This window comes from Legionella moravica DSM 19234 (genome assembly GCF_000423305.1).
Classification (GTDB): domain Bacteria; phylum Pseudomonadota; class Gammaproteobacteria; order Legionellales; family Legionellaceae; genus Legionella; species Legionella moravica.
This window is the reverse complement of sequence record NZ_KE383999.1, coordinates 48,507-63,365: the sequence shown is the minus strand read 5'-3', so window position 1 is coordinate 63,365 and position 14,859 is coordinate 48,507. Positions and strand designations below refer to the sequence as shown.

The window sequence follows — 14,859 nt, the reverse complement described above, 5'->3', positions numbered from 1 at the left end:
CCAGTCAATTTTAGTTATTATGTTAGCATTCATGACTTTACGGTTTTTAAATGCGCTCTTTAGTAATTGTACTTTTAGCCTTGATGTGGTCTTCCTTAATTCATGCTAATGACGTTAATATTTCGACCATCACTAAAAATGGCTCGACTATTTTTTATCTACAGGCCGGTGCATTTAATTTAAAGAAAGATGCAGAACTACGCCAACAGGAACTTGCAAAACTAACAAATCAAAAAATTGAGATTAAAAATCTTGCTGATAAGCATCTGTACCTTGTTCAAATTGGGCCAATAGAAGATTATCAGACCGCCAGAGAACTAAAAAACGCCTTGTCTCAAAAACCTGATAACCAACAGAATGGCGCAAGCGTAAAACCTTCCTCATCTCTTGGCGCTGGACAGGTGCCTCAAAATCCAGAACAATCGCACTCTCTTCCCCCTTCCAGTAAGCTGTGGAATTTGAGAAATGCAGATATCCGTGCCGTTATAGCGGAAGTCTCACGAGTCACCGGTAAAAACTTTGTGATTGATCCCAGAGTACAAGGAAAGATATCGATCATCTCTTCATCTCCTCTATCCAATCGTGAATTGTACCAAGTATTTCTCTCAGTACTACAGGTATCAGGTTATGCAGCCATTCCTAACGGGGAAATCATTAAAATTATACCGAATATTGATGCGAAGACCCAATCGCCAGATCTGCTTAATGATATGAGAAATCCTCCCAGGGGGGATGACATGATGGTCTCTGTCATTCCGGTGCATTATGTTCCGGCTGAACAGCTTGTTCCTGTATTGCGCCCGTTGATGCCCCAGTGGAGCAGTGTTTCTGCTTATGCCCCCTCCAATATGCTCATCCTGTCCGGAAGGGCAAATAACATCAAAAGTCTGACGGATATTATCAGACAGGTTGACACCTCTTCGTCAAACGGAATTGACATGGTACCACTGAAACATGCGCTTGCCATGGATATTGCCAACACCCTGAAAGATTTGGTTAAGACGCAACCCAGTTTAGGAAGCAGGACGCAAATTACCATTGCAGCAGATGATCGTTCTAATGCTATTTTGGTTAGTGGCAATAAAACCGATAGAATCAGACTAAGAATGCTAATATTAAAATTGGATAGAGAAAGTTCAGAAGGCATTAACTCCAATACGCAAGTAGTTTATCTAAATTACCTGAGAGCTGAGGATTTGGTCCCCATACTCGCAGGCATTGCTCAGGCAAATTTCAGCGGTAATGTGGGAACAACGATTGGCACCATTACTCGTCCTGCATTAGACAGCACCAATCCTGCCTCCAATCTGGTCAGTTTAAGCGGAGCAGATGGCCAGAGTTCATCACAATCGATGTCAGCTAACTCAGGGCTGAACTCATCTCAGGCAACGGGAAATACCACCTCGGCAAACACCCAAAATGAAGGGTCTACCAAGCCGACGGTACAAATTATCGGTGAACCCAATACCAACTCCATTATCATCAATGCTCCTCCTTCAATTATTCGCATTCTTAAAAATGTAATTGCTCAATTAGATATCAAACCAGCCCAGCTATTGATCGAGGCTTTAGTTGCGGAAGTTGATGAAAATGATGTTAATAATTTAGGTATTGAATGGGGTTCTGATCTGCAAACTGGAGATCCCAAAAAGTTCAGACCAGGGTTTGCCATTATAAACAGCAAAACACGAACCGATAATTTTCAGGCACAGATTTATGCTTTGGCTCGAGAACAAAAAGCCAATATTTTATCAACTCCATCAGTAGTGGTTCTGGATAATCGTCAGGCTAAAATTCTCGTAGGTAAACAGGTATCTGTAGCATCAACCACACAGCCTAGTAACGCAGGAGGCTCGACTAATGGAGGAACTCCATTCACAACGTTCGACCGGGTTAATGTGGCTTTGCACCTTTATGTAAGACCGCAAATCACACGTGGTCAGGGAATTCAAATGCAAATTGACCAGGGTAACGACACCCTTGATCCATCCAGCACTACTGAAAGTTCTCTTAACCCCACTTTTAAAATCAGCAGCATCGTGACCTCCGTGCATGTTGAAAGCGGGGATATTGTTGTATTAGGTGGTTTAACCCAGGACAGCCTGGGAAATGACAATAACCGCATCCCCATCCTTGGTGACATACCTGGACTTGGTAAACTGTTTCAACACAACATTCGGAATAGAGACAAACGTGTTCTCATGGTCTTTATTAAACCGATTATACTTCGTAATGAGCGAGACAACTTAGAGGTTACCGGAGCAAAATACAATGACGTTCGGCAATACCAATTAGACTGGATACGGTCACAGGAACAATATGAAGAAGTAAATAATCAGACCTTATTACCACCGTTAACCCAAGGGAGTTTGCCTGTACCCTTTAGTGGCCGGCCTAAAAACTTATCAAAAATGACCAAGTAAACTATGGATAAAGACGACAAATCACTAACTCTGCCCTATAGCTTTGCTAAAAACAATGGAGTAGTGGTCAGCGAAATTAAAAATGGAACTGCAACGGTATACCATTTACCGAACACTTCGTTACAGGCACTGGTTGAAGTAAAACGCATACTCCAGCGTGATCTGGATTTAAAACAAATAGATGAGTCTGCTTTTCAGCAACACCTTGCGCATATCTATCAATCCAAATCATCCATTCTGGATGCAGCAGAAGGCATGGAAGATGATATGGATCTCTCCATGCTGGCCAGCCAGCTTCCAGTGAGCGAGGATTTATTGGAAAACCAGGATGATGCGCCAATTATTCGCTTGCTAAACGCATTATTTACTCAAGCTATTAAACAAAAAGCTTCCGATATCCATATCGAAACGTATGAAGATAGAGTCCTGGTGCGCAATCGAATTGATGGAGTGCTTCAGGAAGTTCTTGAAATTCAAAGAGCTATAGCTCCTTTGGTCATTTCAAGGGTCAAAGTGATGGCAAAACTGGATATTGCTGAAAAACGAATTCCCCAGGACGGCCGCATTTCCCTACGAATTGGAGGTCACAACATTGACGTCAGGGTTTCCACCCTTCCCTCAAACCACGGCGAACGAGTAGTTTTGAGAATATTGGATAAACAAGCTGCACAGCTGGATTTAAACCTTTTAGGGATGCCCAAATCAACACTAAACGCTATGCGTAAGATGATTTCTGAACCCCACGGCATCATTTTAGTTACAGGCCCCACAGGGTCGGGTAAAACGACCTCTTTATATGCCATGCTCACAGAACTGAATCAGGTCACGCGAAACATTCTTACAATCGAAGATCCAATAGAATATGATTTGGCAGGCATAGGACAGACCCAGGTAAATACCAAAGTTCAAATGACTTTTGCTAAAGGTTTAAGAGCGATATTACGGCAAGATCCCGATGTAGTCATGATTGGAGAGATTCGGGATCTGGAAACAGCAGAAATTGCCGTTCAGGCAAGTCTTACCGGTCATCTTGTCTTATCTACTCTACATACCAACAGTGCTCTGGGAGCGCTAACCCGTCTGCGTGATATGGGAGTCGAATCATTTTTAATGTCCTCCAGTATCGTCGGTTTAATTGCACAACGACTTGTAAGAAAACTCTGTCCTCATTGTAAAACACCTCATCAATTGCGTGTTGATGAGAAAGAACTGATGGGACTTGCTCCAGATGCTGATGTTTCCCAGGTTTTTGAACCTAAAGGTTGTGATTTGTGTAATAACCTGGGCTATAGGGGCAGAACTGGTATTTACGAACTGATAACCATTGATGAAACACTAAGAGGCATGATACATCGCCATGAAAACATGCAAACACTGGAAAATTATCTAAGACCCACAACTCCAAGTATTCGAGATGATGGTTTTAAACGCGTACTCTGTGGTGATACGTCACTGGCAGAAATCCTCCGAGTTACAAGCCAAAATTAAACATGATTGATAAATAAAGAATTATTTTCACAAAATAATGTTACCGTCGAGCTTTTTAGTTTTATACTAATAATGATGTGAAGCTTTTTATACTTTAATAGTTGCAAATCAGGGCAGCTCGATAAATGAAGCAGTCCTCCCTATAACCATAATAGATTATCTGCGGAAACAAAATGAGCCAGTTCAATGAATTTTCATAACACCCACAATTGACAATAATGAGAGCAAGGCGCACAATATTACCTCAGAGATTAAGCGAGTACATCATGGCTAATTCCTATTTACAAATCTGGTTACAAAGACAAATCGCTGATAGTACCTTTCCGGCAAATCGTGAAGACTGGTATATTAGTAAAGGATACGGTACTAATGAATCAACATTGGATGAACGGTTCACTCTCTTTGAACAATCAGTCCGTCAGGAAGAAACCCCATACTATGAATCATTTCGTGATATAGCCCTTCAACGCAGTGAAGTTGACGTCACTCTGGCAAATCAAACCCCTTGCCGAACTGAGGTGATTGCCTTCCATAACAACAATAACCGAGATTTATTGTCACCTGGCTATGGTGCAGGAAAGCACATTGTCTATTTTACGGGTATTGCTTCTTTATACCAAAATTGTTTTGGAGATATCACTGAAGCGGTGCGCATAACCGAGGCCAGTTATTATGCTTTTGAATACCCAGGGATGAGACATCTGGGAGGAGAAGTTCTCGAGGTGAATGATTTGGTTAATACGGGAATCGCCGTAACAAATGACTTGCTTCGAAAAGGTATATCCATTGATGACATAATTTTTCAAGGTGATTCCTTTGGAGCCGCAATTGCCAGGAAAGTAAGCGATCAATTTAAACTACAGGCTGGAGTTGAAATACGATGTATTTTGAATAACACCTTTTCAACTTTTCAAGAAGCAGTGCAAAATGCATTAAACCAATCTATCTGGCAGAAACCATTGAAACCTGCGGTGAGGCCTGTGCTTCGATATCTTGGCTGGGATATTCGTCCTGGAGACCTCTACGGTCAAGATACTCCTTACCGGATACATGTGAATCACGTTGGAGATCTGACTCTTGGACGTGCAACGCTGGCTGAATTAATTGAATCTAATTCTCAACTGCAGGATTTCGTTGATCCCTGCCCTGAAGATTATCGCGAGATAAGAGACTCATATAATCATTTGCATTGGGCTAAATTAAGCGCGTATGGTGAACAATATCTGGAAACGAAATACGGTAGAAACAGTGAAGGATTGATCGATACGCATTTGGCAGATTTGACTCTTCTGGTTTATGAAGACGGACAAGGAGTCTATAATAAACTGATTTGTAAATATCTGAGTGACAGCAATCAATACGTTATGGCTCATCCTCAATCCCTAACGCTCGAACAGTTACCTCAGCCTCTTCAGTCAGATACAGTATCACTCTGTGAATTGATGATGCCATCATTCTCGAATCCATTTGGATTTTTTAGTGGCGAAAGTACTGTTCAAAATGAAACGGAGCATTCTTATTCACAAATACCCAGTATTGAGCCATAATAAGCCAAGCATTAATGGTTCATTTGAACACCAGTTCGATGGACCATTAGCCTACTGGGTTAAATCAATATTCTTTGATTCTAAGCGCTATTCCCTATTCTTTGTAAACTAGCCAAATTCAATAGTTTTACCATGCGTGATTTCATAAAGTACCGAACTTACCTTAAATTGACCCTTTTCATTAAAGCAGTTAGCTAGCGTCATATACAATAAATCATCCATAGTAAATACCTTCGCGCTGACTCCACCATAAGTAGGAATATTCTGAATGATGTTGAAATGCCCGTTATTCCATTGATATAAAGGGGATTGTAAATCAGTGATCACCCTGGAACCTTGAGTCATTTTATAATTTACCCTCATGAGATAATGGTGATCATTTAAGAAAAAATAGGCAAAATGTCGACCACCTGGACCAGGTAAATCCTGGGATCGAATAAACTGATTTCCATTCCATTGATAGATATATGAGTCAGTTACACTATTTGCGTAAGCAAGATAATGTTGGTCGTTTATCCTGAAAAACTCAAACGATTGAGCCCCCTTTCCTTTAAATTGCTGGTGAATTTTAAATTGTGTCCCATCCCAACGGTACAGTGTTCCACCATCAAGGTGGTCAGCAAATGCAAGATAAGGGACGGAATCAAGGATGTACAACTTAAATGATTCCCCCCATGACGAAGGTACTGATTGAAATGGATTAAACCGGTTGCCGTCCCACTCATAAATTATTGAATTTTTAATGTTCGCAGGTACCTTATCATCCGGATAAACCATACCGTTAGCAAATGCGAGGAAATGACGTGTACCTATGTTGAAATAATAAGATTGTCTGGCACCATGAGTTAAAAATTGCTGGATGGGATAAAAATAACGCCCATCCCAACGGTACAGCATTGAATAAGTTACAGGATTAAATGGTGCCTTAGGTCCAGAATAAAGACTGGCAACGGCTATGTAGGAGTTTTCTCCCATAGTAAAAAAAGTGGCACCGGTATTCCCATGACCCGGGATTCGTTGGTACTCCTTAAATTGTTCGCCTTGTTTCTTATAAATGATGACATCAACATCTGCGTCTCCCTGAAAACGTGTTGCCGAAATTTGAGGAAGATCTTTCGCTAGCTGGGCAGCTGCAATATAATACTCACCATTCATGTTAAAGGGGGTCAGTTCTCTGGCACCAGTAGTATTAAAATACTGTACAGGATTTAATAATTGCTCAGATAATCCGGGGTTCGAGAAGCTGATCATGAAAAAATACACTAATTGTCTTACTAAATTCATATATCTTCCCTAATCCAGTTCTTAATATATCTTTACAATGTCACAATATAAAATCTATTGACCCAGTCAGCTTATTTTCGCAATACTTTAAAGATGAATACATTATAAATGGACTTAAATGAAACATATTAACGCAAGCCTCGTTCTATTATTCTGGTGTTTAACCTGTGTTAGCCCATTTAATTTCGCATCAGAAACAAATACTTATACTACCCCGATTCAATTTATGAATCTATATTTTGATTTTGCAGGATCTGAAGAGGCCGACTTCCCTAAAAATAAAACGACAATTGGCGACTATTTAATACAATCAGAACAAGCCAAGAATCAAGATACTCCTTATAATGGCCCCTTGGTGATGTTTTTGGATTCATCTCTCTATATTTACGATCAAAACAGAAAATTACTTTACAGCCAATTATTACGTACCAACAGATCCTCCGGATTTTATGAGTTGACTGCCGTATCTCATATTGGACCGGCTCTTGCCTACCTTGCCAAAATAAAGGAAAACGGTGATCAATCATGGAAACCGGCTATGGCGAGCCTATTAGAGGATATCAAACAAGTTAGAGCCTTAAATGCAGAAGCAGATGATAACTGGCTGGATAAGGCCAATATCAAATCCTGGCAACCACATAAGCATCAGATCCAGGCTATGATTGATTACGCTTTGTCTATGGCAGGTAATTATATTGTTTCGGTTCAAAATGGAGCGCCATTTGATTTGTATTCATTACAAAAGAATTTTTTAGATGGTAATAAAGACTATCCCATTCCTTATAACTCAGTAATGATTGGTACTTTTATGTTAACTGCCATACAAAGTATGGCTGAAGTTCATGATGGACTGGTTAATTTACATCTGGACTGGCCACATGCCATGGTTATCGTTCGCAATGTGGCAGGCTCCAATGTTTCTGCCGGTCTCACCTCAGGGACGAACTGGATAATCCCCTTTATCAATGCATTATCCAATAATCAAATACCCGCAGACAGAATACTGATTGCTCCTTACGCGCAAATCAAGGATGACATTGGAAAAGATCCCCTGCCTGTAGCTTCCTATCACTATTACACTGAGGCAGTTTGGGGAAGTATTTATAATCGAAGTAAAATAGCTCAATCAGTTTTTACACAATTACAGACCATTTATATGCCTGGAAGGCCAATAATACCCGGAGATTATCAGTACAGCAAAGCTTCGGATATAACCGATTTTATGATACGCCTGAAATTCTCACTTCTTGATCCACGTGAATTACTCCCTAACACTGTAGGCTTCTGGATGGCTGGAGAAATGCGCCATAAAAACTGGGATTACTCCAAAATAGAGATCCCTGGTTTAACTACGGGATTCCCTGCTGGAATAAAAGAATACCCTAAGCAAAACCCGGATATTTCCAATCCGGCGAAGGCTGCGCTATTAAATCAGGACATCAACTGGCATTTGTAATCAACTATTCATTGAGCGAACCGCAATGCCACATTAAATACTCAAACAAGTCCATAAAGGGTCTGGTGCGACTTCATGATAGACATGCACATTAACAGGTTGCAGAATTTGCTCCAATTCCATAATGTTGCTTAATAAATCCGATAAAACAGGCCTAAACACCATTTTTGGATGTACCATTTTTTCAAAATGCTCTATTAAAAGGTCATAACATTCTGGTTTAACAGGTATATCGTTCCATAAATACAGCAGAATAAGACCAAGAGCATAGATGTCTGTTTTTGTATTTTTTACCTTCCAGTCGCGATAACATTCCGGTGCTGCATAAGGGATTGTCCCTACACGATTCGTAGGTTTATCGTCAATGTTTGATATAAAACCAAAATCAATGATATAAATTTGAAATGAGTCGCCATTCTGATACACCATAATATTTTCAGGTTTAATGTCTCTATGAATCCAGCCTTTATCATGTATTTGTTCTTTAAGTGCTCTGATCAATTCCAGGGTAAGAACATAACGCTGCTTTATGGTTAATTGATTTTCAATCATCAGAGTGTAGAGTTGAACACCGGGTAACTCTTTCATAATAATATAGGTCTTCCCTTGATCGACAACCAGGGGTTTGCTATGAAAGACATCACTCTGGCTCAAGACATGTGCTTCTAAAATAATCTGATCCAGCATTGATTTTTCTTTATAGATACTCTCCTGGACTTTCACCAATCGTACTCTATCAGGTTTACGTTCTTTTACTTGCAGCTCCCCGTCATCATCAATGGATAAAGTGAATCGACAGCGATAAAACGTTCCGAAGTTACCTGAACCAAAGATCTCATTATCCATCACTTCGTAGCGAACTCTGGGACCAGGTATGCCCTTACGTTCTCGCCCAGAACTAAAATGTTTAATGATGCTAAAATTGAGACTTAAACGCTCATACTCACCCGCACTCCAATAATGGACGGTAGGATTGTTTAGTAAAAGTTGGATTATTGCTTGTTTATTTGCTTTATCAAGTGTCCTTAAATCATCAATACCTATCATTTAAAGCGATCCATCCCTAATCAATAGGCTATAAATCATACTTTTTTATTTGGAGAAGCACAAATCGATTTTTATTATATTACACCAACTCCTATTATCTACCACCAACAAGTCGCAGCACGTAGTCTGTGGAGATGAATTGTAAATATGCCCTAATAATACCGGCACAAAAAGATACATCTGCAACTATCTGTTATTAATCCATAGTTACAAAGTCCAAAAACATCATCTAGTTCGTTTGAGATAATCTTCGCAACGATGATAGGGATCCTGAGCAATTAACTCCTCAGCTTTGTGCGCAAATACAGAAAAGCGTTGTAAAGCCTTTTGACGATTATCCATGAGCATTTTAGGAAGAGCTTCACCAGAGTGATCCTTTTGCATTGCAGATTTTACAAGTTTGGAGCTGACCGTATGAGCTCGTATGATAGGGTTAGGAAATGAGTGATATACCCCTAAACCATCCAGAGGGACGATTTTACCATCCACGATGGGAGCTTTATTCATCCATCCCGTATATCCCTCCTCCTGTTTCTTGATTGCTTTAAGCGTGCTTCCAATTTCCTTGTATCTAAGGGCCAACAAGCTTGATAAGGTATCCAATGAGTCTTGAGGTAGTTGATGATTAATCCATTGTTTCATATTCCCGGTGCGAATCAACTCGCGTCTATTTCGGGTTGATTCAAGTAATGCAGTCCTCTCCTTGACTATGGCGTCAAGCTGATTTGCGAGTTCATCCAACTTAACAAGCATCATACCTAAAGGATAGATTGATTGTGCTGAACTACGATCCTGATAATCCCAGTGATCAGGGTTACTTTCTGGAAGATAAGGATATTTTTGTATGATCTTTGCGATATTAATGGCATATAAAGCATCATGCAGACTATCCAGAGATTTTTTCAAATCAAGAGTCCGATAAATGATCTCTGTTTTAAATCGCCTTTCAGGACGTCTCTGCGTAGACGATTCAGTGCTTTCACTCGTTGATTGGATTTTTTCACGAGACATCATATGCTCCATGTTAAAACACTATGTATATTATAGCACACGGCAATTTAACCAAGTGCTTAGTATTAACATGGTTAGTCTATTATGAAACACATGAGATCTAACTCAAAAAGGCTCGCCATGAGAAAGACTTCAAAAACGAACTGAGATAGCGGATCATCTATGTCCTAGCATCAGGTAGCTACGTAAATAAATCCAAGCCGAATTCCCGCGGCGAAGACCGCGGGATCTAATACTTGAATGCCAACATCATGGATCCCGCGGACATAGCCGCGGGAATTCGGTTGAGATGGGGACAAATGATGCACTTAGGATATCTGTGGCTTTAATCCTAGGGTTCAGGATAACTGCGCTAGATTATTAGATCCTGAGGTCACAGACGCGGGAATTCGTTTCCGGAGTGAATAAAAGCTACGCTTAAATAGTTAGGCGCGTTCAGTGGAAACGCCGCGAGAATTGTGTTGAGATGGGAGCCAATAGTACACTTCGAATTCCCGCGGCCATGACCGCGGGATCCCCATAGTACTTTTTGCTTGCAACTCACTCTTGGTCACAAATATGGCTTTTCAGTGAGTTGTGCACAAGGGCCAGTTGCTTGCAAACAGGATCCTGTTTTCTACTAGTCGATACTAAAAGTAGTTAATCCAGGCATTAAACGGACATGTGCCTTTTTAATCCCTGCTTCTGATTCACTCGAACATTAATCAGAAATTTTCCGCCAGGTAGTTCCTTTCTCCCCGTCTTCCAACTCGATGCCCTGAGTCAGTAGTTCAGCTCGAATTTGATCGGCTCTTGCCCAGTTACGCTCAGCTCTTGCCTGTAATCGTTCGGCAATCAATTGCTCGATAACTTCCTTATCATCCGATTCAAGGCCAGACTGCAAAAATGCAGAAGGCTCTTCTTGTAAAATGCCCAATATCCCCGCCAGGTGCCTCAAAGTTGCCGCAAGTATTGGGGATGCATTTTTATTCACTTCACGACTCAGCTGAAATAAAACCGACAAAGCTATTGGCGTATTGAAATCATCGTTCATCGCTTGGTTAAATTGCTCAATCCAATGATTATCCAACTCATTCTCAGCCCCCAAAGAGGGTATATCTTTAATGGATTGATACATTCGGGTTAATGCTTTTTTTGCATTGAACAAATTGTCCTCAGAATAGTTTAATGGACTTCGGTAATGACTGCTCAAGAGAAAATAGCGAATTACTTCAGGATGATGCTCTTTCAATACATCGGCAATGGTGAAAAAATTACCAGTAGATTTGGCCATTTTCTCCCCGTTAACCTGCAACATGCCCACATGCAGCCAGTAATTTGCAAATTGCTTACCTGATGCAGCCTCGCTTTGGGCAATCTCATTTTCATGATGAGGAAACTGTAAATCCAAACCGCCGCCATGAATATCGAATTGCTCACCTAACTCATGCATGGCCATAGCGGAGCATTCAATATGCCATCCTGGACGACCATCTCCCCAAGGTGATGGCCAGCTTGGCTCGTTAGGCTTTGCCTTTTTCCATAAGACGAAATCCAGTGGGGAACGTTTTTCTTTAACAATTTCAACCCGAGAACCCGAGACCAGGCCTTCGATATCTTTATGAGATAATTTTCCATACTCAGGAAAGGTATCCACCTGATAACAGACATCCCCATTGTCACTCACATAAGCATTGCCTTTATCCAACAAACGCTGAATTAATCGGATTATGGTATCTACATGGCCTGTCGCTCTTGGTTCTATGTCTGGAGGCAGTATATTTAATGAACGAGTATCTTCATTCATGGCTTCAATATAATGATCCGTTAATTGATTAATGGAAATACCTCGTTCATTCGCTCGAATGATAATTTTATCATCTATATCAGTGATATTCCGGATATAAGTAACCTCAAAGCCCTGCGAGCGAAGAAAACGCACGATGACATCAAAAGACACCATAGAGCGCGCATGACCAAGATGGCAATGATCGTAAACTGTGTTTCCACACACGTACATTCCAATTTTTCCGGGTGTTATCGGAACAAAAACCTCTTTAGTTCTGGTTAAGGAATTATATAAATGCAACATCTTTGCCCCCTAGCTCACTTTACCCCAAGTGTCTTTTAAATCCACCACACGATGAAACGCCTGGACCTGCCCATCAACCACTTGGTTAACACAATAATAACCTAGCCGTTCAAACTGAAACACATCACCTTCAGATTGATTTGCCAGCGCAGGTTCACAAAATGCTTGCTGAGTTTGTAATGAATCATGATTTAAAAACTGGAGAAAATCATCTTCGCGGGCGGGATTGGCATCATGAAACAATCTGTCGTATTGATAAATAGTGACCGGATAGGCATGAGCACAGGATACCCAGTGAATGACCCCTTTAACTTTACGATCTTCAGGATTTTTGCCTAAAGTTTTCGGGTCATAGGTACAGCGCAGTTCTACGATGTTCCCTTTATCATCTCGAATGACCTTCTCGCATTTGATCACATAAGCATGTCGCAGTCGTACTTCTGCCCCAGGAGACAAACGAAAGTATTTTTTAGGAGGATCTTCCATAAAATCAGAGCGTTCAATATATACTTCTCTTGAGAACGGTAATTCTCTGCTGTCTGAATCAGGATCCTGGGGATAAAAGTTAGATTTAATAAGCTCCACTTTATCTTCAGGATAATTTTCAATAACAATTTTAATCGGATCCATCACACATAATGCGCGCTTGGCAGTCTTGTTAAACTCGTTACGGACGCACTCTTCCAATAAAGACATATCAATCACTGAATCGCTTCGGGAAATGCCAATTATTTCGCAAAATTGGCGAATTGCCGCAGGTGGATAGCCTCGTTTACGCATTCCTCTTAAGGTTGGTAATCTCGGGTCATCCCAACCAGAGACAATATTTTTTTCAACCAGTTCACGCAATTTCCGCTTGGAAGTCACGGTATGAGATAAATTCAAACGTGCAAATTCGGTTTGAACTGGCCGCGCGGGTAAAGGTAAATTATCAACCAACCAGTCATATAAAGGGCGATGATCCTGAAACTCTAAAGTACACAATGAATGCGTGATTTTCTCCAGAGCATCAGATATCGGATGTGCGTAATCATACATTGGGTAAATACACCATTCATCGCCCGTTCGTTGATGAGAGGCATGACGGATTCGATAAAGAACCGGATCACGCATGTTGACGTTCCCTGATTTCATGTCTATCTTGGCTCTTAGAACATGGGCACCATCTTCAAATTCTCCGGCCTTCATTCGGGTAAACAAATCAAGACTTTCTTCAATTGGCCTGTTTCTATAAGGACTTTCTCGCCCTGGCTCCTGTAGGGTACCTCTATAAGCGCGAATGTCTTCCATGCTCAGACTGTCTACATAAGCCATATCTTTTCTAATCAAATAAACAGCAAAATCATACAGCTCATGATAATAATCAGAAGAATGGGTCATGTCACACCATTCAAATCCTAACCATCGGACATCATCTATGATTGCATTGACGTATTCTTCTTCTTCTTTAATGGGATTTGTGTCGTCAAAACGCAAAAAGCATTTACCTTTAAATTCTTCTGCCAAGCCAAAATTCAAACAGATGGACTTGGCATGACCTACGTGCAAGTATCCGTTTGGCTCAGGTGGAAATCGAGTAACTACCGATTGATGTTTACCATTGGCCAGATCATCGGTAATCATCTGTCTTATAAAATGCGCTCTTTTTTCTGTTAATTCTGTCATTCTTTTTTTCCATTATTATCGATTGCCTGCCGCATGGAGCTAATTAAACCAGCCCCAGCCTGTGCTGCGTTTCTATTTGATTCATAGGCTTCCAGAATCGTGGTGATTAGCGCAGCCCCTACAATAACACCGTCAGAAAACTCTGATACCTCGGCAGCCATTTCAGGAGTTTTTATCCCAAAGCCCACCATTAAGGGAAGACTGGTTTGCGCTTTACGTTTTTGATATTCAGCTTTTAAAGAAGACATATCCAGTGTATCTGAACCGGTAACTCCTTTTAAAGAAACATAATACAGATACCCTTTAGCATGACGGTTAATCAATTCCATTCGTTGTTCAGAAGTTGTGGGAGAACAAAGAAAAATACTATACAAACCGTGTTGTTCCCAAGCGCTGGAAATTGAGTCTCCTTCTTCAGGAGGCAAATCAACCAATATAGTCCCATCTACTCCTGCCTCTACAGCATGTTGTGCAAACCTGTCATAACCATACTGTTCTATGGGATTTAAATACCCCATAATAATGACTGGAGTATCCTTATCCTGTTGTCGAAACTCCCTGACCATCTCAAGCACATCCTGACAATGTACTGAGTGAGCCAAAGCGCGCTCCATTGCATGTTGAATCACAGGCCCTTCAGCCATAGGATCAGAGAAAGGAATACCAAGCTCCAAAATATCTGCCCCAGCACCGACCAATGCATGCATCAATTCAACTGTACTATCAGGATGAGGATCACCTGCTGTCAGGTAAGGACTCAACATCTTTTTGCCGTTGGCTTTAAGATCTGCCAAAGTTTTATCAATTCGGTTCATATAGTACCTAAATTAGTATCAATCAACATCAATTCAAAATCTATCGCTCCAA

The 14,859-nt window shown here is 40.8% G+C and carries 10 protein-coding genes; 4 read left to right on the top strand and 6 right to left on the bottom strand.

Features of this window, described 5'->3' with window-relative positions; genetic code table 11:
* Positions 1-50: 50 nt before the first annotated feature.
* The 3 genes from lspD to sdbB all read left to right on the top strand — a co-directional run bounded on the left by lspD (position 51) and on the right by sdbB (position 5,458).
* Complete coding sequence (gene lspD, locus G543_RS0110380) at positions 51-2,423, top strand: GspD family T2SS secretin variant LspD (protein ID WP_028384442.1); 2,373 nt, start codon at positions 51-53, stop codon at positions 2,421-2,423.
* A 3-nt stretch (positions 2,424-2,426) separates the two neighbouring features.
* Positions 2,427-3,911, top strand: coding sequence for a GspE family T2SS ATPase variant LspE (gene lspE / locus G543_RS0110375; RefSeq protein WP_028384441.1), 1,485 nt, complete (start codon positions 2,427-2,429; stop codon positions 3,909-3,911).
* A gap of 266 nt (positions 3,912-4,177) precedes the next feature.
* Entirely contained in the window at positions 4,178-5,458 is a 1,281-nt protein-coding gene (gene sdbB / locus G543_RS17755) for a Dot/Icm T4SS effector alpha/beta hydrolase (protein WP_051190674.1), read from the top strand.
* 108 nt (positions 5,459-5,566) lie between these two features.
* Here the strand turns inward: sdbB and G543_RS0110365 are convergent, their stop codons facing one another.
* Positions 5,567-6,742, bottom strand: a complete 1,176-nt coding sequence (locus G543_RS0110365) for a hypothetical protein (RefSeq protein WP_051190673.1) — start codon at positions 6,740-6,742, stop codon at positions 5,567-5,569.
* A 118-nt stretch (positions 6,743-6,860) separates the two neighbouring features.
* Between G543_RS0110365 and G543_RS17750 the strand changes: the two genes are divergently transcribed.
* Positions 6,861-8,198, top strand: coding sequence for a DUF5624 domain-containing protein (locus G543_RS17750; RefSeq protein WP_051190672.1), 1,338 nt, complete (start codon positions 6,861-6,863; stop codon positions 8,196-8,198).
* A 33-nt stretch (positions 8,199-8,231) separates the two neighbouring features.
* On the opposite strand, the gene G543_RS0110355 is transcribed toward G543_RS17750, so the two are convergent.
* The 5 genes from G543_RS0110355 to trpA all read right to left on the bottom strand — a co-directional run bounded on the left by G543_RS0110355 (position 8,232) and on the right by trpA (position 14,807).
* Entirely contained in the window at positions 8,232-9,245 is a 1,014-nt protein-coding gene (locus tag G543_RS0110355; protein WP_028384439.1) for a serine/threonine protein kinase, read from the bottom strand.
* A gap of 225 nt (positions 9,246-9,470) precedes the next feature.
* A complete protein-coding gene (locus G543_RS0110350) occupies positions 9,471-10,259 on the bottom strand; it encodes a hypothetical protein (protein ID WP_133141307.1) in 789 nt (262 codons plus the stop codon).
* Between the two features lie 697 nt (positions 10,260-10,956).
* Positions 10,957-12,327: a cysteine--tRNA ligase gene (gene cysS, locus G543_RS0110345; protein WP_028384437.1), complete on the bottom strand. Its 1,371-nt coding sequence runs from the start codon at positions 12,325-12,327 to the stop codon at positions 10,957-10,959.
* 9 nt (positions 12,328-12,336) lie between these two features.
* Entirely contained in the window at positions 12,337-13,992 is a 1,656-nt protein-coding gene (locus G543_RS0110340; RefSeq protein WP_028384436.1) for a glutamine--tRNA ligase/YqeY domain fusion protein, read from the bottom strand.
* The gene (gene trpA, locus G543_RS0110335) at positions 13,989-14,807 is read right to left on the bottom strand and encodes a tryptophan synthase subunit alpha (RefSeq protein WP_028384435.1); all 819 of its coding nucleotides are present in this window, start codon (positions 14,805-14,807) and stop codon (positions 13,989-13,991) included. The genes G543_RS0110340 and trpA overlap by 4 nt, the downstream gene beginning before the upstream one ends.
* Between the last annotated feature and the right edge of the window lie 52 nt (positions 14,808-14,859).

Excerpts from the sequence above, each read along its gene's own strand:
- cysS (WP_028384437.1), bottom strand. The coding sequence starts at position 12,327 with ATGTTGCATTTATATAATTCCTTAACCAGAACTAAAGAGGTTTTTGTT.
- lspE (WP_028384441.1), top strand. The coding sequence starts at position 2,427 with ATGGATAAAGACGACAAATCACTAACTCTGCCCTATAGCTTTGCTAAA.
- G543_RS0110365 (WP_051190673.1), bottom strand. The coding sequence starts at position 6,742 with ATGAATTTAGTAAGACAATTAGTGTATTTTTTCATGATCAGCTTCTCG.
- G543_RS0110350 (WP_133141307.1), bottom strand. The coding sequence starts at position 10,259 with ATGATGTCTCGTGAAAAAATCCAATCAACGAGTGAAAGCACTGAATCG.
- G543_RS17750 (WP_051190672.1), top strand. The coding sequence starts at position 6,861 with ATGAAACATATTAACGCAAGCCTCGTTCTATTATTCTGGTGTTTAACC.
- sdbB (WP_051190674.1), top strand. The coding sequence starts at position 4,178 with ATGGCTAATTCCTATTTACAAATCTGGTTACAAAGACAAATCGCTGAT.
- lspD (WP_028384442.1), top strand. The coding sequence starts at position 51 with ATGCGCTCTTTAGTAATTGTACTTTTAGCCTTGATGTGGTCTTCCTTA.
- trpA (WP_028384435.1), bottom strand. The coding sequence starts at position 14,807 with ATGAACCGAATTGATAAAACTTTGGCAGATCTTAAAGCCAACGGCAAA.
- G543_RS0110355 (WP_028384439.1), bottom strand. The coding sequence starts at position 9,245 with ATGATAGGTATTGATGATTTAAGGACACTTGATAAAGCAAATAAACAA.
- G543_RS0110340 (WP_028384436.1), bottom strand. The coding sequence starts at position 13,992 with ATGACAGAATTAACAGAAAAAAGAGCGCATTTTATAAGACAGATGATT.